Here is a 20320-nt window from a genome sequence, read left to right on the forward strand (position 1 = left end):
CTTAAACGCAATTCCGACGGAAACCGGTTCCCGCTTTCCTGGAATTGCTCCGACCACCCGCAATCTAGATCATTTGACGCCGGTGGAAACCGCAAGTGCGGCCTTTGTCGCCGCCCATGCAGCTTTCCTAACAGAAAAGCCGGGACGAACCCGGCTTTTCCAAGGAAGTCACTGTGACAAATTGTTTATTGAGCGGGCGCCGCGGGCTTGGCAGGAGCGGCTCCCTCAGCCGGCTTGGCGGCACCGTCCGCTGGCTTGGCACCTTCAGCCGGCTTGGCCGCATCGGCCGAAGCGCCAGGCGTCGGCAGCGGCTTCGGATTGTCCGACAGCGTGCGCAGATAGGCGATGACGTTGGCGCGGTCCTCGTCCTTGGGCAGGCCGGCGAAGCCCATAGCCGTGCCCTTCACGAACTTCTTCGGCGAGGTAAGGAAGTGGTTGAGGTTGTCGTAGGTCCACTTCTCGGCGCCGCCCTTGGAAAATTCCTTCATGCCGGCCGAATAAGCAAAGCCTGCATGCTCGGCGACAGGACGGTCGATCAAGTCCCACAGGTCGGGGCCGACCTTGTTCGGGCCGCCCTTCTCACCGGAATGGCAGGCCTGGCATTTCTTGAACACGGCCGCACCCGCCTCGACATTGGCGGTGGCGAGCAGGTCGGCGATCGGCTTGGCTTCGGCCGCTGGAGCTGCCGTACCGCCTTCGGTGGGCTCGGTGGCCTCGATGATGAAGCCGGGCTTTTCCGGGGCGGGGGAGGCAAACAGCGCATCGGACACAAGGCCGACCGAGAAGACTACGAACACGGTTCCGAGCAGCCCGCCGATCAGCTTGTTGATTTCGAAAGAGTCCATACGCCCCAGGCTCCCTTTTCCGGCGGACCGATCCGTCCACTCCGTCCGTCGGTATCTCGACCCAGCCCTCGGAGCCGGTCAAATCGGGCGGAAACTAGGTCTTTTGCTCCGGCGTTGCAACACCTATAAGGGCGCTTCCAGTGAGACCTTTTGCCACTTTTCCCATCCTCTTTTTCGAACGCTTGCCGTCGTCATGTCCACGCTGATCCTCATCCCGGCCCGCATGGCCTCGACCCGCCTGCCGGGCAAGCCGCTGGCCGACATCGCCGGCGCTCCGATGATCGTCCATGTCGCCCGCCGCGCCGCCGATGCCGGGCTTGGCCGGGTGGTGGTCGCCACCGATACGCAAAGCGTCGCCGAAGCGGTGCGTCTGCACGGTTTCGAGGCTGTCATGACGCGCACGGACCATGAGTCGGGCTCCGACCGCATCTTCGAGGCGCTGACCGCGCTCGACCCCGGGCGCAAGGTCGAAACCATCGTCAATGTACAGGGCGACCTGCCGACGATCGATCCCGGCACCATCAATGCCGCGCTGAAGCCTTTCGATGATCCGGCGGTGGACATCGCCACGCTCGGCGTCGAGATCGCCCGCGACGAGGAAAAGACCAATCCCAACGTCGTCAAGATCGTCGGATCGCCGCTGTCCGGGACGCGGCTGCGGGCCCTCTACTTCACCCGTGCCACGGCGCCCTGGGGCGAGGGGCCGCTCTATCACCACATTGGCCTCTATGCCTACCGCCGGTCGGCGCTCGAACGCTTCGTCGCGCTGAAGCCGTCGCCGCTGGAGCGGCGCGAGAGACTGGAGCAATTGCGCGCGCTGGAGGCCGGCATGCGCATCGACGCCGAGATCGTGCGGTCGCTGCCGCTAGGCGTCGACACGCCGGAAGACCTTGAACGCGCCAGAGCCATCCTTTCAATCTGAGACATTTCAACCGAGACATTGGCATGCCTGAAAAGACCAACAGAATATCCTTCCAGGGCGAGCCGGGCGCCAATTCCGACACCGCCAGCCGCAACATGTTCCCTGATATGGAGCCGTTGCCGTGCCCGACCTTCGAGGATGCCTTCAATGCCGTCGAGACCGGCAAGGCCGACCTCGCCATGATTCCGATCGAGAACACCATCGCCGGACGCGTCGCCGACATCCATCACCTTTTGCCGGAATCGAAGCTGCACATTATCGGCGAATATTTCCTGCCGATCCATTTCCAGCTCATGGTTTTGCCGGGCGTCAAGCGCGACGAGATCAAGACCGTGCATAGCCATATCCATGCGCTCGGCCAATGCCGCAAATACATCCGCAAGAACGGCTGGAAGGGGATCGTCGCCGGTGACACCGCGGGCGCCGCCAAGCATCTCGCCGAGGTGAAGGACCGCACCATGGCGGCGCTTGCACCGGCTTTGGCCGCGACGCTCTACGGGCTCGACATTATCGAGGAGAATGTCGAGGACACCGACAGCAACGTCACCCGCTTCGTCGTCTTGACCAGGAACAAGCAATGGGCCGAGCGCACCTCGGCCGACACCAAGATGATGACGACCTTCATTTTCCGCGTCCGCAACGTGCCGGCCGCGCTCTACAAGGCGATGGGCGGTTTCGCCACCAACGGCATCAACATGACCAAGCTGGAGAGCTATCAGCTCGGCGCCTTCACGGCGACGCTGTTCTATGCCGATATCGAGGGCCATCCCGACGATCCGCTGGTCAAGCTCGCGCTCGACGAACTGCGCTTCTTCTCGCGCGAAATGCGGATACTGGGTGTCTATCCCGCCAGCGAATCGCGCGAGCAATGGAAGGTGGCGGACTGACGCGCGTAACCCGCGTGCCCCTCGGCCCGAGCGTCGGCGCGGCAAGGCAAAATCAGAGCAGACCGAGCGGCACGTAGTCGATCTCCATGAAGGCCTCGACCTCCGGGATCCAGCGATCGCGAACGAAGGCGACATGGTCGGGATGGTCGTTGTAGCCGGTATAGGCCCGCTGGTCGGCGAACTCCATCGAGAAGCCGAAGCGATAGTCGTTCTTGGGGCTGACCTGCCGCAATTGCTCGAAATGCGTGACGCCCTTTATCCCAGTGAGGATTCTCTTGGCGTCAGTGAGGAACCGTTTCTCCTCGAGCGAGTGCGGTGCATGCTTCAGCGTGAACACGACGGTATGACGGATCATTTCTTTCTCCCTGCGATGTCCCTCATGCGCTGTCTGCCCAGGCCCGGATGAGGTTATAGGCAATCGCCCCCTTCGGCGGCGTGACCAGGCCGCCTGGATGCTCGCGGGCCAGCATCGAACGCACCTCGTCGCGATAAAACCAGCGGCAGTCTTCCAGCTCATTGAGGTCGGCCTGGATGTCGTCGTTGAGCGGCTCGCCGAAGCAGCCGATCATCAGCGAATAGGGGAACGGCCAGGGCTGGCTGGCATGGTAGACGACGCGGCCAAGCCGGATGCCGGCTTCCTCCAGCGTTTCGCGGCGTACTGCCGCCTCGATCGTCTCGCCCGGCTCGATGAAGCCGGCAAGCGCGGAATACATGCCCGGCGCGAAATGCCGCCCGCGGCCGAGCAGGCATTTTTCGGGCGTCGCCGTCAGCATGATCGCCACCGGGTCGGTGCGCGGAAAGTGCTCGGTGCCGCAGGCAGGGCAAAGCCGCTTGTAGCCGCCGGCCCGCATTTCGGACTCCGTGCCGCATTTGCTGCAGAAGCGGTGGCTCGCATGCCAGGCGAGCAGTGCTGCCCCTTGCGCCAGCGCGCCGGCCGCCGCTTCGTCGATCAGCCCCTGCATATAGACCGAGCGGTAGTCGATAGCCTTGATCGTCTCCGGCAGTTGTTCGGGCTCGATGCCAGCGGGCACGGCAAGCACCGGGCCATGTTCGGAAAAGCCGAGCAGCACGCCAAGGTCGAGCGACGCCTCAAGCGGTTGGCTCTCCTTGGCGCCGAACCAGGGATCGAAGCCGCCGTCTCCGGATTTCAGATAAAGCCGCCCGCCATGCATCAGCAAAAGCCTTGTCGATGGGTCGGCAAGCGCCTTTTCGACGGAATCGTCGGCGCGGTTTTCGGATTGCCGGTCAATCGTGTTGCCGGCGAAGCCGACGAACTGGCTCGGCTCGCGCAAGGGCGCGTCAAACAGGCGGAAGCTCATGGGAGACTCGGGAAAAACTCAAGGGTGGATACCAGACAGGCTTATAACGCTGCCTTGATCGTTTGGGCAAATCGGCGCAGGTCCGAGCGCTGGTAGGGCTCGCGCATGCCGTGCCCCCACACCGGGCCGGGCCAGCCGGGGTCGCCTTCCGAGCGGGCAATGACATGGACATGCAACTGGCGCACGATGTTGCCGAGCGCGCCGGTGTTGATCTTGGTGCAGCCGGTCACGCGCTTCAGCGCCTGCGCCACCATATTGGTCTCGAAGGTCAACATCGCCTGGTCGAGCGGCGTCATGTCGTGGATTTCCTCCGCGTCCGGCCGCTGCGGCACCAAGAGCAGCCACGGCCAGCGCCTGTCGTTCATCACCCGCAACTCGCACAGCCCGAGCCACATAAGCTGCTCGCTGTCGGCCTCCAGGCGGGCATCCAGCGTGAATCCGGCCTTTAGGCCCGGCAGCATCGGCGTTTCCTCGCTTTGTAGTGTTCTTCTCAAACGATGAACGCTAGAGCGGCTGCCAAGGGGCCGCAAGAGGCCCGCGAGCGAATCATCGGAGGAATCGCTTCAGGTCGGCGCTGCCCTCGTCGCTCTGCCGGGCACCTCGAACATTGCGAACCAAGCGCCATCGGCGAAGCTTTCGATCTCCCTCGCAAGGGAAGAGATCGGATGTCGCCTTGGTTTCCGCCAATCTCCGTAACCGAAGGCAGGCGTATTTGTTCTTGCTTTGTGCCCTCAACTATGCTACATGTCTCGGCAGGGTGCTGAGTTGCGCCGATGACCCGCCGCCGAGGCGGGTTTTTGTTTCAGCCTCTGATGCCATCCCCGGCTGATTGGTCCTGCGCTCTTGCATTTCACCGCCGAATTGCCGATATGGAAAGCGGGAGGTTGGTGGTGGACGATCCACTCGCCAACCGGGTCAGGTCCGGAAGGAAGCAGCCCTAACGAGCCCGGAACGGGTCATTGTTCCAGCCTCCCGCCTTCGCCTTTCTCCCGCGACCCCGCCTTTCTTCGGCGACATTGACGGCGCCAAGCCCTGCGGGCGAGACTACGGGCAGGAATCGGCCGCCTTGCAGACGTGGCCTTTGGAGCTTTACGGGCGAATGAGCGAAGCCGGAAATTCGGGAACCGACCGAGCGATTCAAGGCGGGGCCGTCGCCTATCGCGTTCTGGCGCGCAAATACCGTCCTTCGAATTTCTCCGAACTGATCGGCCAGGAGCCGATGGTTCGCACCCTGACCAATGCCTTTGCCACCGGCCGCATCGCCCAGGCCTGGATGCTGACCGGCGTGCGTGGCGTCGGCAAGACCACGACCGCGCGCATCCTCGCGCGGGCGCTGAACTACAAGACATCAACCGTCGACCAGCCATCGGTAGACCTTTCCGTGCCGGGCGAGCATTGCCAGGCGATCATGGAAGGCCGCCATGTCGACGTCATCGAAATGGACGCCGCCTCCCATACCGGCATCGATGACATCAGGGACATCATCGAACGCGTGCGCTATGCGCCGGTTTCCGCGCGCTACAAGGTCTACATCATCGACGAAGTGCACATGCTCTCCACCCAGGCCTTCAACGGCCTGCTGAAGACGCTGGAAGAGCCGCCGCCGCATGTGAAGTTCATCTTCGCCACCACTGAAATCCGCAAAGTGCCGATCACCGTGCTGTCGCGCTGCCAGCGTTTCGATCTCAGGCGTATTGATCCGGCGGTGATCAAGACGGATCTTGGTCGCATTGCCGGCCTCGAAGGCATCGATGCCGAGGACCAGGCATTGGCGATGATTGCGCGGGCCGCCGAGGGGTCGATGCGCGACGCCCAATCGATTCTGGACCAGGCGATCGCCCACGGTGCCAGCAAGGTCACTGCCGAGGCCGTGCGCGCCATGCTGGGGCTGGCCGATCGCGCCCGCATTGTCGACCTGTTCGAACATGTGATGAAGGGTGACGTGGCCGCCGCCCTTGCCGAGTTCCGAGCCCAATATGACATCGGCGCCGACCCGGCCGCGGTGCTGACCGATCTTGCCGAGTTCAATCACCTCGTCACCCGTCTGCGTTTCGTGCCGACAGCCCTTGAAGATGCCTCGCTGTCCGAGGACGAGCGCCGGCGCGGCGCCGACTTCGCCAAGGCGCTGTCGGTCAGGGTGCTCTCGCGGACCTGGCAGATGCTGCTCAAGGGCATTCCCGAAGTGCAGTCTTCCAACCGGCCGGTCAGCGCCGCTGAAATGGTGCTGATCCGGCTGGCGCATGCCGCCGACCTGCCGACACTGGACGAGGCGCTGAAGTCGCTGGAGGGTGCGGGCCCGAACGGCGCGCCGCGTTCGAATGGGGCGCCGGCAAACTCCGGCTCGATAAATTCTGGCCAGGCAAGTTCTGGTAATGGCGGCGGCGCCAGCACCGTGACCCAGACGCGGATGCCGGCGGCCAATGGCGGCGCGCAGACGATGCGGCTGGTCGACCCCGAACCCATGCCGGTTGCCTTTGTTGCGCCGCCTGAGCCGGTCGTCGAGATCCCGCCGGTGCCGGTGAAATCGCTGGCCGACATCGTCGCCCTTGCCGACGCCAATCGCGACATGGCTTTCAAGGTGCTGGTGAAGCGCTGCGTGCGCCCGGTGCGCATCGAGCCCGGCCGCATCGATGTCAGCCTGACTGCCGACGCGCCGAAGATGCTGCTCAACGATCTGACCGCCAAGCTGCGCGCCTGGACCGGCCGCAACTGGCTGGTGTCGCTGTCGAAGGAAGAAGGCGGCCAGACGCTGGCCGAGATGGAATCGACAAAGCGCGAAAATGCCTTCCTCGATGCCAAGAGCGACCCGACCGTCGCCGCCATCCTCGCGCGGTTTCCCGGCGCCAAGATCATCGATGTGCGCATTCCCGACGCGCCGGAAGCCGATGAGGCCGAGGCCGAAATGCCGGTCGAGCCGGCGGCCGACGACGACGAAACCTGACCAACCGTGTGAACCTGCAAAGGATCGGACCATGAAAGATCTTCTCGGCTTGATGGGCAAGGCGAAGGAAATGCAGGCCAAGTTCCAGGCCATGCAGGATGAGATCGCCACGCTGGAGGCCACCGGCCAGGCCGGCGGCGGACTGGTCAACGTGACGCTGACCGGCAAATTCGAGATGAAGTCGCTGAAGATCGACCCGTCGCTGTTCAAGGAGGACGAGGTCGAGATCCTGGAGGATCTGCTGCTCGCCGCTCACAATGACGCCAAGAACAAGGTCGAGCAGGTCATGCAGGAGAAGACCAAGGCGCTGACGGCGGGATTGCCGATACCGCCGGGAATGAAGCTGCCGTTCTAGGATCGGGATCCGGCCATGCCAGCGGCACCCGTGACCGAAGACCCTTCGGCCAGGCTGATAGAGCAGCGCGTCCGAAACAGGATCTATGAGATCCTGGAAATCCTCGCCGACTGCGACAACGGCGTGGATCTGGTCGGGATCAGCGGTTATCTCAATCTCTTCGAGGATTTCGTCCACCGCCCATCGATCGAATCCGGCATGTCGGCTCTTTCGAGGGACGAACGCGCGGTCGTGCTGGAAATCGCCGATTTTCTTGAAGCAGCCTGCGCGGCAACCCCTGACTTCACCAAAGCCGAGTTCGTCGAGAGTGACTGGCCGCGTCGGATTGCGCCCAAAGCAAGGGATGCACGACTGCTGTTCCTGCAACGCGGGCTGTTTTCGGAGGCGTTCGAAGAGGCCGAACCCGGGCAACGGTTCGTGCCGTCAGCCGATTAAACCTGCTCCTGATCGGGTGTGGCTATTCTGCCACTTTCCACTTAATAACGCTTTAGCCATCTTTTTGCCTGAAAGTGTCTCATTCTTGCCGCAACCAGAGGCGGGCTGGGCAGCAGAAACGAGGGGACACTTTTGATCTCTACCCCATGGAAGATGCCGTTGTTGCTCGGCGTCGTCACTTCTCCGTTGTTTTTGGCCGCCTGCAGCCAGACCACTTCGCACGGCATGTCTAGCCTGACTGATGCGATAACGCCGGGCTTCCTGAGTTCGCGGGCCTATGGTTACACGCCGAAGGACAGGGAGTGCCTGCAGCGGGCGATGTTTTTCGAATCCAACCGGTCGAGCCGTGACGGCATGATTGCCGTCGGCACGGTGGTGATGAACCGGCTGCGCTCCGGCAAGCACGGCAACACTATCTGCCAGGTGGTCGGCGAGCGCGGCCAGTTCGCGCCGGGCGTAATGACGCGGCCGATGAATTCGAAGGCGATGCCCGACGTCGAGGAAGCCGCCGAAGCCGTGCTCAAGGGTGAGCGCAAGGCCAAGCTGAAGAACACGATGTTCTTCCACACTGCCGGCCTGCGTTTCCCTTACAAGAATATGCATTACACCATGGTTGCCGGCGGCAACGCCTTCTACGAGAAGCGTGGACGCAACTGGCAGCCGCTGCCCGACGAGCCGATGGTCGCCGTGGCCTCGACACAAACCAAGGCGCCCGCCGCGTCCGTGCTCGTTGCATCGGCAGAGCCGGTGCCTCCGGTCAAGACGGTTGTCCGCGCCGCTCCGACCCAGCAGGCTTATGTCACTGCTGCCGCCGAGTCCCCGCGTTCGGCCAAAGGCGCGGCCGTCCGGACCGCTCCTGCCCAACAGACTTTCGTGACAGCCGCTGCGTCGCCGGCGAAGGGCACAGGTGCTGCGAAGCTTACAGTAGTTGCGATGCAGGAGCCCATGCAGGAGCCGGATGCTTCCCGTTTCGGCGAACCGGCAACTCGGCAGGTGATCTCGTCGGTCCCGAACGCACCGCAAGAGGCGGCGATGGGATTCCAGTCGACGCCTGAGAATACAGACGCCATTGGCGCGATGATTGTCAGTCAGAACCGGCCGCTCGAAGCCTACTGAGCCATTCCTCGATGATCCGCCATGCGCACATGGCGGATCATGCATGGAGCCGCGGTGTTCCAAAACGCGTGGAAAAATCCTAGATCAGGGCGATGTCCAAGCGAATCGCCGGTCCCGAGATCGAACGCCTGATCCAGCTCCTGGCCAAGGTGCCGGGGCTTGGTCCCCGTTCGGCCAGGCGCGCGGCACTCCATCTCATCAAGAAGAAGGAGCAGTTGCTGTCGCCGCTCGCCGCCGCCATGAGCGAGGCCGTCGACAAGGTGCGCATCTGCTCGACCTGCGGCAATGTCGATACGTCGGACCCTTGCATGATCTGCACCGATCCGCGCCGCGATGCCGGCACGCTCATCGTCGTCGAGGATGTCTCCGACCTGTGGGCGCTGGAGCGGGCGGCGGCCATGAATGTGCGCTACCACGTGCTTGGTGGCACGCTATCGCCGCTCGATGGCATCGGGCCCGAGCAGCTCAACATCCGCTCGCTGGTCGATCGTGTCGCCGGTGGCGAGGTCAAGGAGGTGATCCTCGCCGTCAACGCCACGGTCGAGGGCCAGACCACGGCGCATTACCTGACCGATCAGCTCTCCGGCTTCGAGATCAAGGTGACACGGCTGGCGCATGGTGTGCCGGTCGGCGGCGAACTCGACTATCTCGACGAAGGCACGCTGGCCGCGGCGCTGCGCTCGCGGACGGCGTTTTGACAAGATTGCGGTCGAGGAAGCTCCCGAGATGATTGCATTCCTTCGCGCCCCCCTCTGTCCTGCCGGACATCTCCCCCACGAGGGGGGAGATTGGATGTCACGCCGGCTTTCGCCAACCTCCAGCGCTGGAGAAAAGGCGCCGTCGTCAAAGCTGCCAATCTCCCCCCTCGTGGGGGAGATGTCCGGCAGGACAGAGGGGGGTGCGACAGAACGTCGACTTTGCGGATTAGCGATTTTTCTTGCAGCCCTCGTTGCCCTCCTGCTAGCCACCCCAGCTTCCGCAGCACCAATCGACGACCAGTTCCGCGCCTGGCTGCAGAACGACCTGTGGCCCGAAGCCAAGGCAAAAGGCATCTCCGAGAAAACTTTTGATACCGCCTTCGACGGCGTCAAACCGAACCTCAAACTGCCCGACCTGGTGCTGCCGGGAAAGAAGGCGACGACGCCGCAGAAGCAGCATCAGGCGGAATTCGGTTCGCCCGGCGCTTATTTCGCCGAAAAGACGGTTCGCGCCGTCACATCGGGCGGCCGAACGCGCGAGGCGGCCAATGCCAGGACGCTTGCCGCGATCGAGAAGCGCTACGGCGTGCCGGGCGAGGTTCTGCTGGCGATCTGGGGCCGCGAGACCGGCTTCGGCGCGGCGAAGATGCCCTACGACGCCTTTGAAGTGCTGGGCACCAAGGCGTTCATGTCGACAAGGAAAGCGTTCTTTCGCACCGAGCTCTTGGCCGCGCTCGAAATCGTCGAGCGCGGCCTGGCGCCGGTCGGCGCGATGAAATCGTCCTGGGCGGGCGCGCTCGGCCAGCCGCAATTCATGCCGACATCCTTCCTGAAACATGCCGTCGATTTCGACGGCGACGGCCGCGCCGACATCTGGAATTCGGTACCGGATACGCTGGCCTCAATCGCCAACTATCTCGTGCATTACGGCTGGGTGAAGGGCCGTGGCTGGGGCTTCGAGGTAACAATGCCCGAGACCGTTTCCTGCTCGCTCGAAGGCCCCGACCAGGGCAAGAAGATCTCCGATTGGGCCGCAATGGGTATCAAGCGCGTCGGCGGCAAGGCGTTTCCGGCGAGCGAATTGAAAAAGGAAGGATTTCTTTTGATGCCGGCCGGCCGCAGCGGTCCAGCCTTCATCGCCACGCCGAATTTCTACGTGCTGAAGGGATACAACACCAGCGACCTCTATGCCCTGTTCATCGGCCATGGCGCCGATCGCATTGCTCATGGCGACAGCAATTTTTCCGGTAGCTGGGGTGCGGTCGGCGGTCTGCACAGATCTGATATCGCCGCCCTGCAGCGGGCGCTGGAAGCCAAGGGCTATGATGTTGGCAGCGCCGACGGCCTGCCCGGGTTCAAGACGCGCCGGTCGATCGGCAAATGGCAGGCCAAGAACGGCCGCGCCGCCACCTGTTTTCCCGATGCCGATCTGGTTTCCACCCTCAAGTAGCTGAAACAGCGCCGCATTTTGCCCGGTCGTTGATATCTGCTAGCCGGCTCGTGCTCGTTGACCGGCACAGGCCATGAAGCCATGCGCCCTCGCGCAATGCTCGCTGCCGGCCCTCAAGCAGCCGGATAAGGTGTTGACCAACTGGACAAAAACCATGACGGTAAGGGGTCGAAAGGCCAACTGCGGCCCGGAAAGAACACCACATCCTGAGCCGGGAACTCAGGTCAACAAAACAGGGAACAATCGCCATGATGATGGAAAAGTTTGCTCTTCGCTCGCGTACCTTGCTCGCCGGCGCGGCCATGTCCGCGCTGCTTCTGGCCGGCGCGCCCGCCCTTGCCGTCACGCCCGCCGATACGCTGGTCGAAGGCTTCGCGATCGACGACATCATCTCCATGGATCCGGGCGAGGCGTTCGAGCTGTCGACTGCCGAGGTCACCGGCAACACCTATGATCTTCTGGTCCGCCTCGACCTCAGCGACACGTCCAAGGTCAAGGGCGACCTCGCCGAAAGCTGGACCGTCTCCGACGATGGCCTGACCTATACCTTCAAGCTCAAGCCGGGCCTGAAATTCGCCTCCGGCAATCCGATCACGGCGGCCGACGTCGCCTATTCCTTCGAGCGCGCCATCAAGCTCGACAAGAGCCCGGCCTTCATCATCGGGCAGTTCGGCATCCATGGCGGCAATGTCACTGAGAAAGCCAAGGCCGTCGATGACGCCACCTTCCAGTTCACGGTCGACAAGGCCTATGCGCCGAGCTTCGTGCTGAACTGCCTGTCGGCGACGGTCGCCTCGGTCGTCGACGCCAAGCTGGTCAAGGAACATGTCGCGGCGGTGACGCCGAGCGACGACTACAAATGGGACAATGATTTCGGCAATGCCTGGCTGAAGACCGGCTATGCCGGCTCCGGCCAGTTCAAACTGCGTGAATGGCGTGCCAACGAGGCCGTCGTCCTGGAACGCAATGACAACTATTTTGGCGAAAAGGCCAAGCTTGCCCGCGTCATCTACCGCAACATGAAGGAAAGCTCGGCACAGCGCCTGGCGCTCGAGGCCGGCGACATCGACGTTGCCCGCAATCTCGAACCGAACGATCTCGACGCCATCGCCAAGAACGCCGATCTCACCTCCACCAGCGCGCCAAAGGGCACGGTGTACTACATCAGCCTCAACCAGAAGAACCCGAACCTCGCCAAGCCGGAAGTTCGCCAGGCGTTCAAATATCTGGTCGACTATGACGCACTGAGTTCAACCATCCTCAAGGGCATCGGCGAGATCCACCAGACCTTCCTGCCGAAGGGCGTGCTCGGCGAGCTCAACGAGAACCCGTTCAAGCTCGACGTCGCCAAGGCCAAGGAACTGCTGGCCAAGGCCGGCCTGCCGGACGGCTTCAGCGTAACCATGGACGTGCGCAGCAACCAGCCGGTGACCGGCATGGCGGAATCGATCCAGCAGACGCTGGGACAGGCCGGCATCAAGCTGGAGATCATTCCCGGCGACGGCAAGCAGACGCTGACCAAGTATCGCGCCCGCAACCACGACATCTATATCGGCCAGTGGGGCCAGGACTATTTCGATCCGAACTCCAATGCGCAGACCTTCGCCTCGAACCCGGACAACTCCGACGACGCCAAGATCAAGACGCTCGCCTGGCGCAACGCCTGGGACATTCCGGACCTGACCAAGGAAACCGAAGCCGCGCTGCTCGAGAAGGATTCGACCAAGCGCGCCGACATGTACAAGGATCTGCAGCAGAAGGTCCTCGACACCAGCCCCTTCGTCGTCATCCATCAGCAGCTGGAAGTGGCCGGCCTGCGCAAGAACCTCAAGGGCTTTGCGCTCGGCCCGAGCTTCGACACCAACTTCGTCGGTTCGGTCTCAAAGGAATAGCGCCGGCGGACGCGTCGCGTGAGCGTGGCTGAAAACCAGGCGACGGCGGAACGCGGCGGTGCCCGCGCCGTCGCTGTTCTATCGTCGATCGGCCGTTTCCTGGTCATCGCGATAACGACCTATCTCGGTCTGCTCGCGGTGACCTTCTTCATCGGCCGCGTCATCCCGATCGACCCGGTGCTGGCCGTTCTGGGCGACCGGGCTCCTACCGCCGTCGTCGAGCGCACGCGCCGCGAGATGGGTCTCGACCTGCCGCTGATCGAACAGTTCTACATCTATGTGAAAAACGCCCTCAACGGCGATTTCGGCACATCGGTGCTGACCACCAATCCAGTCATGACCGATATTCGCCGCGCCTTCCCGGCGACCATCGAACTGGCGACGCTGGGCACGCTGATCGGTGCGGTCATTGGCGTGCCGCTCGGCGTCCTGGCGGCGGTCAGGCGCGGCAGCCTCATCGACCAGGTCGCGCGCATCGTCGGCTTGATCGGCTATTCCGTGCCGGTCTTTTGGCTGGGCCTGCTCGGGCTTGTGCTGTTTTACGCCAAGCTGCAATGGGTCGCCTTTCCGGCACGGCTCGACGTCGTCTACGAATACACCTTCACGCCGATCACCGGCTTCTATCTTCTCGACGCGGCGATGCAGGGGCAATGGGATGTCTTTTACGACGCCTTTCGCCACATCATCCTGCCGGCCTCGCTGCTCGGCTATCTATCGCTCGCCTATATCAGCCGCATGACGCGCTCCTTCATGCTGAACGAACTGGGGCAGGAATACATCGTCGCGGCGCGCGCCAAGGGTCTGTCCGAGAGACGCATCGTCTGGGCCCACGCGCTGCGCAACGCCGCGGTGCCGATGGTCACGGTGATCGCACTCTCCTACGCCAACCTGCTCGAAGGCTCGGTGCTGACAGAGACCGTTTTCTCCTGGCCGGGCATCGGCCTCTACATCACCAATTCGCTGCAGAATGCCGACATGAACGCCGTGCTCGGCGGCACCATCATCATCGGCTCGGTCTTCATCGGCATCAATCTTCTTTCCGATCTGCTCTACCGCGTGCTCGATCCGAGGACCAAGGCCGGATGAGCGCGCAAGTCGTTCAGAGCCGCCGCGACTGGCTGCTCAGCGAGCGGCCAGCCTCGCGCATGCAGGCGCGGCTCGGTCGCGCCTATGTGGCATGGCGGCGCTTTTCCGCCAACCGGCTGGCGTTTGTCGGCCTGCTCATCATCCTTGCGCTGCTGGTGGTCGCGGCTTTCGCCGATGTGCTGGCGCCCTATTCGCCGACCATCGGCGACTTGAAGAACGCGCGCCTGCTCGCGCCAAGTGCTGCGCACTGGTTCGGCACCGACGACCTCGGCCGCGATATCTACTCGCGCATCATCTATGGCTCGCGCTGGACGCTCTACGTCGTCATTCTGGTCGCCATCATCGCGGCGCCCGTCGGCCTGCTGGTCGGCACCGTCGCCGGCTATGCCGGCGGCTGGACCGATGCGATCCTGATGCGCATCACCGACATCTTCCTCGCCTTCCCTAAGCTGGTGCTGGCGCTGGCCTTCGTCGCCGCGCTAGGCCCCGGCATCGAGAACGCGGTGCTCGCCATCGCCGTCACATCCTGGCCGCCCTATGCCCGCATCGCCCGCGCCGAGACGCTCACCGTGCGCAATTCGGACTACATCAAGGCGGTGCAATTGATGGGCGCCTCGCCCCTCCGCATCGTGCTGCGCCACATCATGCCGCTCTGCATTTCCTCGCTCATCGTCAGGGTGACGCTCGACATGGCCGGCATCATCCTCACCGCCGCAGGCCTTGGTTTTCTCGGCCTCGGCGCCCAGCCGCCGCTGCCCGAATGGGGCACCATGATCGCGTCGGGCCGCAGATTCATTCTCGACCAGTGGTGGGTGGCGGGTGCGCCTGGCTTCGCCATCCTCATCGTCAGCCTTGGCTTTAATCTGCTCGGCGACGGCCTTCGCGACGCGCTCGATCCCCGGAGCGGCGACCAATGAGCACCCTTCTCGAGGTCGATGATCTGCGCGTCAACTTTCCGACGCGCATCGGCCAGGTCCAGGCGGTGCGCGGCGTTTCCTTCTCGCTTGGCCGCGAGCGGCTGGGCATCGTCGGCGAGAGCGGCTCCGGCAAGTCGCAGACCGGCCGCGCCATCATGGGCCTGACGCCGCCGCAGGCGGAGGTGACAGCCAGGACGCTCGCTTTCGACGGCATCGACCTGCTTGCCGCGCCGCCGCGCGAGCGCCGGGCGCTGCGCGGAAAACGCATCGCCATGATCCTGCAGGATCCGAAATATTCGCTCGACCCGGTGATGAGCATCGGCCGCCAGATCGTCGAGACTCTGCGCACGCATGAGAAGGTCGGAAAGGCGGAAGCCCGCGACCGCGCGCTCGCCATGCTGGAGGCCGTGCAGATCCGGGACCCCAAACGCGTCTTCGACCTGCACCCGCACGAAGTCTCCGGCGGCATGGGCCAGCGCGCCATGATCGCCATGATGCTGATCGCCGGTCCGCAGATGATGATCGCCGACGAGCCGACTTCGGCGCTCGACGTCACCGTGCAGCTCGACGTGCTCGGCATCCTCGACCGGCTGGTCAGCGAGCGCGGCATGGGGCTGATCTTCATCTCGCACGATCTGCGCCTGGTCTCCTCCTTCTGCGACCGGGTGATCGTCATGTATGCCGGCAAGGTGGTTGAGCAGCTCAAGGCATCGGAGCTTCGCGACGCCAAGCATCCCTACACGCGCGGCCTGCTCAACTGCATGCCGAGGATCGGCTTCGAACGCCACCCGTTGCCGGTGCTCGACCGCAAGCCGGAGTGGGCGGTATGAATGCGGCGCTTTCCGTCGACGGGCTGGAGGTGATCTTCGACCGCTTCCGCGCGCTGAAGGGCGTCAGCCTCGAAGTCAGGTCAGGCGAGTCCTATGGGCTCGTCGGGGAATCCGGTTCCGGCAAGTCGACGCTGCTGAGGGCAATCGCCGGACTCGCGCCCGTCGCCTCCGGCAGCATCACCGTCAACGGCAAGAACCTCGGCAAGGGCCGCGACAAGGCCTTCTACCGCGAGGTGCAGATGGTCTTCCAGGATCCCTATGGCTCGCTGCATCCGCGCCAGACCGTCGACCGCCTGCTGCAGGAGCCGCTCGCCATCCACGGTTTCGCTGACGGCGAGAAGCGCATCGCGCGCGCGCTGGACGAAGTCGGCCTCGGCACCGGCTTCCGCTTCCGCTATGCGCATCAATTGTCAGGCGGCCAGCGCCAGCGCGTGGCGATCGCGCGTGCACTCATCCTCGAACCGTCGATCCTGCTGCTCGACGAGCCGACCTCGGCGCTCGACGCCTCGGTGCAGGCGGAAGTGCTCAACCTCCTGGAAGAGGTCCGGCGGCGGCGCAAACTGACCTTCCTGATGGTCAGCCACGACCTCGCCATCATCACCCATATGTGCGAGCGGCTGATGGTCATGCAGAGCGGCGAGGCGGTCGAGAATCTCACGGCAAGCCAGCTTGTCGGGCACCGCGTGACCAAGGATTATACGCGCAACCTCCTCAGGGCGAGCGAGGGGTTTGTGAGGACGGTGTGACTTCGCTCGGACTGTTTTGGGGGAATATTATGGGCGAATGGAAGTTTTCAGATCCGCCCAATGTCGCGGTGTTCGTAGACAAGGGCATCTTCCGCCGGGATGATTGGATCGCATATGTGTCGCATGACGATGAAGACGGCAGCTGGCAATTTCACAACAGCGAGCCCGGACCCGTCGATGACGGCGACATAATGATCGTCGCCCTGGAGGAAATGGTTGAGCGAGATGAAAGCATCCTCGAATTGGCCGACTTGCCGGAGGGCTGGCACGCTTGGCGCAGCTCGAAATCGTCGCCTTGGCAACGGGCAAAATCGCCGCCCGTGGGCTTTAATGACAACGATGATCCAGCAAAGCCCTAAGTCGGAGCTTGCAGCGGTTCCCGCTCTCCAAAACAGGTGGCTCTTGCTGGCCGTTCGGCTTCCTCGATCTTGAACCACGTCACATAAAGCGCCGGGCCGGCGGCAGGCCCAATCGCCTCCCACCGGTGCCAACTTGAGGAAAACGTGAAATAAGGTCAGAACAACTCCCAGCAGTCATCCAAACGAGAACGGGCGCCGGCCCGGCGAGGGGGAAAAATGAAGAACTCAGCCATTTCCGAACGCAAGAACCAGTCGATCTCGCGCGGCGTCGGCATGACCACGCAGATCTATGCCGACCGCGCCGAGAATTCGGAGATCTGGGACGTCGAGGGCCGCCGCTATATCGACTTCTCCTCCGGCATCGCCGTCGTCAACACCGGCCACCGTCACCCCAAGGTGATCGAGGCGGTCAAGGCGCAGCTCGACCGCTTTACCCACACCTGCCACCAAGTGGTGCCCTATGAGAGCTATGTCAGGCTGGCCGAGCGGCTGAACGCCATGCTGCCCGGCAAGTTCGACAAGAAGACGATTTTCGTCACCACCGGCGCCGAGGCCGTGGAGAACGCCATCAAGATCGCCCGCAATGCCACCGGCCGTCCGGCGGTCATCGCCTTTTCCGGCGGCTTCCATGGCCGTACCTTCATGGGCATGGCGCTGACCGGCAAGGTCGTGCCCTACAAGGTCGGCTTCGGCGCCATGCCGGCCGATGTTTTCCATGCACCGTTCCCGGTGGCGCCGCACGGCGTTTCCGTTGCCGACTCGCTGGCGGCACTCGACCGGCTGTTCAAGGCCGATGTCGACCCGGCCCGTGTCGCCGCCATCATCGTCGAGCCGGTGCAGGGCGAGGGCGGCTTCTACGAGGCGCCTCGCGACTTCATGACGGCGCTGCGCAAGATCTGCGACCAGCACGGCATGCTGTTGATCGCCGACGAGGTGCAGACCGGCTTTGCCCGCACCGGCAAGATGTTCGCCATGGATCACCATGAGGTGGCCGCCGACATCACCACCATGGCCAAGAGCCTGGCCGGCGGCTTCCCGCTGGCGGCGGTCACCGGCCGCGCCGAGATCATGGATGCGCCGAACCCTGGCGGCCTCGGCGGCACCTATGGCGGCAGCCCGATCGGCGTTGCGGCGGCACACGCCGTGCTCGACGTGATCGACGAGGAAAAGCTCTGCGACCGCGCCAACGCGCTAGGCGCCCGGCTGAAGCAGCGGCTGCAGTCGATCCGCGACGAAGTCCCCGAGATTGTGGACATCCGCGGTCCGGGCTTCATGAACGCGGTCGAGTTCAACGACGTCAAGAAGGGCCTGCCCTCGGCGGAAATCGCCAATGCTATCCGGCTGAAGGCGCTCGACAAGGGACTGATCCTGCTCACTTGCGGCGTCTACGGCAATGTCATCCGCTTCCTCGCTCCGATCACCATCCAGGACGGCGTCATGAACGAAGCGCTCGACATTCTGGAAAGCTCGATCCGCGAAGTCTGCGCCGCCTGAACGGGCGGCGCCTCATTTCTGCTGGCGGCCGAACGTGCCGTCACGAGCTCGGATTCTGTAACCAGGCCGGAATGTCCGTCTTGGCATGCAGCACCCGCCACACATCGATATGGTCGGTCTGTTCAAGATAGAAAATCAGATATGGATAGCGCTTGAATTGCACGCTACGCAGGCCGGGCAATCCAATTTCATAGCCATACCTCAAGGAGCCGGATGCCGGATGGCTGGCTATCAGTTCGTAGGCATTCTGGAGGTCTTCGACATAGCCCAACGCCGTATGCGAACCAACTTCGCGTGCATAATAATCAACAGCGTCTTCGATATCCCGCAAAGCAAGGGTTCGAGGAATAATTGCCTTTATGGCCACTTACTTATCGGCCATGCGCTCGTTTTCGCAGCGCTGTGAAATAGTCGTCGTCAACGGGAGTGCCCGGCGCGGATGACGCGCCCTCGAGGAGCAAACCGCGCAGCATTTGACGATCCTGATCGTAGCGGATCAATTCACGCACATACTCGCTGCTCGTGCCATAGCCGCGATCCGCCACTTGCCGATCGACAAAATGCTTCAAGCTGTCAGGCAGGGAGATATTCATTGTGCTCATTGAGAGATTTTATTGCCTATGGCAAAAATTGGCAACCCTAGGCACTAGCCTTGGCTGGTTCCATGGTATGAAACGCGGCTAGAGCCGCCTTCAGCGCGTCAGGCCCCGCCGCGACCGTCAGCGGCGGCGGCGAGAAGCCGGCGCCGAGCATCTTGCGGCCGAGCATATGATCGCCGGGGCGATTGACCGATTCGATGCCGAGCAGCCGGTTTGCGGCATAGTGGTAGATCGAGAACTTGTTCTCGGCCAAATCGCCCAGCACGACATGGCTGTCGCCGCCCGAGGTCAGGCCGACCATCTGCAGCTTCATGTCGCCGATGTCGGACCAGAACCACGGCACTGCCGAAAAGGCGTCCTCGTAGCCGAGAACGGTGCGCGCGGCAAGCCGCGCCTGGTCGGTGGCGTTCTGCACCGATTCCAGCCGCACATCCGCGCCGGTGAACCAGTGTCGGTAGGAGGCGGCGTCGCCTATGGCGAGGATTTCGGGCACCGAACTGCGCATCTGCTGGTCGACGCGGATGCCGTTGGCGATCGCAATGCCGGCGGTCTGCGCCAGCTCGACATTCGGCACCACGCCGATGCCGATGATGACCATCTGCGCCGGCAGCCTTTCGCCGGACGACGTCACCGCCGCCGAGACGCGGCCGTTTTCGCCTTCCAGCTTGGCAATTGTGGTGCCGGTGAGGATACGCACGCCGCTAGCTTGCAGTCGCTGCCGAACATGGCTGGCGATGACCGGCGCCACCGCGCGGCCGAGCAGGCGGTCGACGGCCTCGACGACGGTCACCTTGCGGCCCACCGCTCTGAGCGTCGCGGCGATCTCCAGCCCGATGAAGCCGCCGCCGAGAATGACGACATCCTCGCTTCGCGCGCTCAGCTCGCGGATCAGCCGCGCGTCGGCGAGCGAGCGCAGCGACACCACGCCGGCAAGATCGGCGCCCGGCAGCGGCAGGATGCGCGGTCGCGAGCCGGTCGCCAGGATCAGCCGGTCGAAGGGCAGCATGCCGCCGCCCGATATTTCCAGCCTTTGGCCTGCGGCATCGATGCGCTCGACCTTGATGCCTGGCCGGTAGTCGATGGTGCTGCCGGTGTAGAAGGCCTCGCCGCGCAGCGGCTGCGGTTTGGCTTCCTGGTCCTTGATGAAGGTTTTCGACAGCGGTGGCTTGTGGTAAGGCAGCTCGCTCTCGTCGCCGACAAGGATCACGGGCCCGTCGTAACCCTCCTCGCGCAGGCTGGCGGCCGCTTGCACGCCCGCGTGACCCGCACCGACAATGACCACACCGTTCTTCATCGCAGTCCGATTTTCTCGTTCGATTCTAGGACGTTCCGCCACATGGCGATTGTCTGGCGCCGTCGCAAGAGCCGTGGTCGGGGTCGCACCCGGAATGGCCACCTGTCAATCGTGATCTCACGGCAACCTGTCGTG

The 20320-nt window shown here is 63.5% G+C and carries 22 protein-coding genes and 1 other RNA gene; 16 read left to right on the forward strand and 7 right to left on the reverse strand.

The genetic code is table 11. From position 1 onward, the window contains the following. Positions 1-185: 185 nt before the first annotated feature. Positions 186-845 (reverse strand): c-type cytochrome, encoded by a 660-nt coding sequence (locus CN311_RS28500; protein ID WP_097576957.1) that lies wholly within the window; start codon positions 843-845, stop codon positions 186-188. A gap of 193 nt (positions 846-1038) precedes the next feature. Here CN311_RS28500 and CN311_RS28505 point away from each other — a divergent pair, with 193 nt between their 5' ends. Both CN311_RS28505 and CN311_RS28510 read left to right on the forward strand, forming a co-directional pair. After that, positions 1039-1767, forward strand: coding sequence for a 3-deoxy-manno-octulosonate cytidylyltransferase (locus CN311_RS28505; protein ID WP_097576958.1), 729 nt, complete (start codon positions 1039-1041; stop codon positions 1765-1767). A gap of 23 nt (positions 1768-1790) precedes the next feature. After that, entirely contained in the window at positions 1791-2654 is an 864-nt protein-coding gene (locus CN311_RS28510) for a prephenate dehydratase (protein WP_097576959.1), read from the forward strand. Between the two features lie 52 nt (positions 2655-2706). Here CN311_RS28510 and CN311_RS28515 read toward each other — a convergent pair whose 3' ends face one another. The 3 genes from CN311_RS28515 to CN311_RS28525 are packed head-to-tail and all read right to left on the reverse strand — an operon-like array spanning position 2707 to position 4434. Then, positions 2707-3009 (reverse strand): Dabb family protein, encoded by a 303-nt coding sequence (locus CN311_RS28515; RefSeq protein WP_097576960.1) that lies wholly within the window; start codon positions 3007-3009, stop codon positions 2707-2709. Between the two features lie 22 nt (positions 3010-3031). Next, entirely contained in the window at positions 3032-3973 is a 942-nt protein-coding gene (nudC, locus tag CN311_RS28520) for an NAD(+) diphosphatase (protein ID WP_097576961.1), read from the reverse strand. Between the two features lie 41 nt (positions 3974-4014). Next, positions 4015-4434: an HIT domain-containing protein gene (locus tag CN311_RS28525; RefSeq protein WP_097576962.1), complete on the reverse strand. Its 420-nt coding sequence runs from the start codon at positions 4432-4434 to the stop codon at positions 4015-4017. Positions 4435-4852: 418 nt separating this feature from the next. Between CN311_RS28525 and ffs the strand changes: the two genes are divergently transcribed. The 14 genes from ffs to CN311_RS28595 all read left to right on the forward strand — a co-directional run bounded on the left by ffs (position 4853) and on the right by CN311_RS28595 (position 18292). Continuing rightward, an RNA gene (gene ffs, locus CN311_RS28530) (signal recognition particle sRNA small type) lies at positions 4853-4949 on the forward strand. A gap of 123 nt (positions 4950-5072) precedes the next feature. Beyond that, positions 5073-6914: a DNA polymerase III subunit gamma/tau gene (locus CN311_RS28535; RefSeq protein WP_097576963.1), complete on the forward strand. Its 1842-nt coding sequence runs from the start codon at positions 5073-5075 to the stop codon at positions 6912-6914. A gap of 31 nt (positions 6915-6945) precedes the next feature. Continuing rightward, positions 6946-7269: a YbaB/EbfC family nucleoid-associated protein gene (locus CN311_RS28540; RefSeq protein WP_097576964.1), complete on the forward strand. Its 324-nt coding sequence runs from the start codon at positions 6946-6948 to the stop codon at positions 7267-7269. 15 nt (positions 7270-7284) lie between these two features. Beyond that, positions 7285-7704, forward strand: a complete 420-nt coding sequence (locus CN311_RS28545; RefSeq protein ID WP_165779883.1) for a hypothetical protein — start codon at positions 7285-7287, stop codon at positions 7702-7704. Between the two features lie 132 nt (positions 7705-7836). Continuing rightward, on the forward strand, positions 7837-8820 hold the full coding sequence (locus CN311_RS28550) for a cell wall hydrolase (protein ID WP_097576965.1): 984 nt from the start codon (positions 7837-7839) through the stop codon (positions 8818-8820). 92 nt (positions 8821-8912) lie between these two features. Next, the gene (recR, locus tag CN311_RS28555; RefSeq protein WP_097576966.1) at positions 8913-9518 is read left to right on the forward strand and encodes a recombination mediator RecR; all 606 of its coding nucleotides are present in this window, start codon (positions 8913-8915) and stop codon (positions 9516-9518) included. 178 nt (positions 9519-9696) lie between these two features. Next, positions 9697-10968: a lytic murein transglycosylase gene (locus tag CN311_RS28560; RefSeq protein WP_097576978.1), complete on the forward strand. Its 1272-nt coding sequence runs from the start codon at positions 9697-9699 to the stop codon at positions 10966-10968. Between the two features lie 248 nt (positions 10969-11216). After that, complete coding sequence (locus tag CN311_RS28565; protein WP_097576967.1) at positions 11217-12860, forward strand: ABC transporter substrate-binding protein; 1644 nt, start codon at positions 11217-11219, stop codon at positions 12858-12860. 18 nt (positions 12861-12878) lie between these two features. Then, the gene (locus CN311_RS28570; RefSeq protein ID WP_097576968.1) at positions 12879-13946 is read left to right on the forward strand and encodes an ABC transporter permease; all 1068 of its coding nucleotides are present in this window, start codon (positions 12879-12881) and stop codon (positions 13944-13946) included. Next, positions 13943-14863 carry a nickel transporter permease gene (gene nikC, locus CN311_RS28575; protein WP_097576969.1) on the forward strand — a complete coding sequence of 307 codons (921 nt, stop codon included), beginning with the start codon at positions 13943-13945 and terminating at the stop codon, positions 14861-14863. Before CN311_RS28570 ends, nikC begins: the two co-directional genes overlap by 4 nt. After that, complete coding sequence (locus tag CN311_RS28580; protein ID WP_097576970.1) at positions 14860-15693, forward strand: ABC transporter ATP-binding protein; 834 nt, start codon at positions 14860-14862, stop codon at positions 15691-15693. Before nikC ends, CN311_RS28580 begins: the two co-directional genes overlap by 4 nt. Continuing rightward, the gene (locus CN311_RS28585) at positions 15690-16439 is read left to right on the forward strand and encodes an ABC transporter ATP-binding protein (RefSeq protein ID WP_097576971.1); all 750 of its coding nucleotides are present in this window, start codon (positions 15690-15692) and stop codon (positions 16437-16439) included. Before CN311_RS28580 ends, CN311_RS28585 begins: the two co-directional genes overlap by 4 nt. 29 nt (positions 16440-16468) lie before the next feature. Beyond that, a complete protein-coding gene (locus tag CN311_RS28590; protein WP_097576972.1) occupies positions 16469-16798 on the forward strand; it encodes a hypothetical protein in 330 nt (109 codons plus the stop codon). Positions 16799-17014: 216 nt separating this feature from the next. Continuing rightward, positions 17015-18292: a 4-aminobutyrate--2-oxoglutarate transaminase gene (locus CN311_RS28595; protein ID WP_097576973.1), complete on the forward strand. Its 1278-nt coding sequence runs from the start codon at positions 17015-17017 to the stop codon at positions 18290-18292. Between the two features lie 40 nt (positions 18293-18332). On the opposite strand, the gene CN311_RS28600 is transcribed toward CN311_RS28595, so the two are convergent. The 3 genes from CN311_RS28600 to CN311_RS28610 are packed head-to-tail and all read right to left on the reverse strand — an operon-like array spanning position 18333 to position 20185. Further along, positions 18333-18653: a type II toxin-antitoxin system RelE/ParE family toxin gene (locus CN311_RS28600; RefSeq protein WP_165779884.1), complete on the reverse strand. Its 321-nt coding sequence runs from the start codon at positions 18651-18653 to the stop codon at positions 18333-18335. Positions 18654-18663: 10 nt separating this feature from the next. Continuing rightward, positions 18664-18894 (reverse strand): type II toxin-antitoxin system ParD family antitoxin, encoded by a 231-nt coding sequence (locus CN311_RS28605; protein ID WP_097576975.1) that lies wholly within the window; start codon positions 18892-18894, stop codon positions 18664-18666. 37 nt (positions 18895-18931) lie between these two features. Next, positions 18932-20185 (reverse strand): NAD(P)/FAD-dependent oxidoreductase, encoded by a 1254-nt coding sequence (locus CN311_RS28610; protein ID WP_097576976.1) that lies wholly within the window; start codon positions 20183-20185, stop codon positions 18932-18934. Positions 20186-20320: the final 135 nt, after the last annotated feature.

The sequence above is a fragment of the Mesorhizobium sanjuanii genome (genome assembly GCF_002529485.1).
GTDB classification, from domain to species: Bacteria; Pseudomonadota; Alphaproteobacteria; order Rhizobiales; family Rhizobiaceae; genus Mesorhizobium; species Mesorhizobium sanjuanii.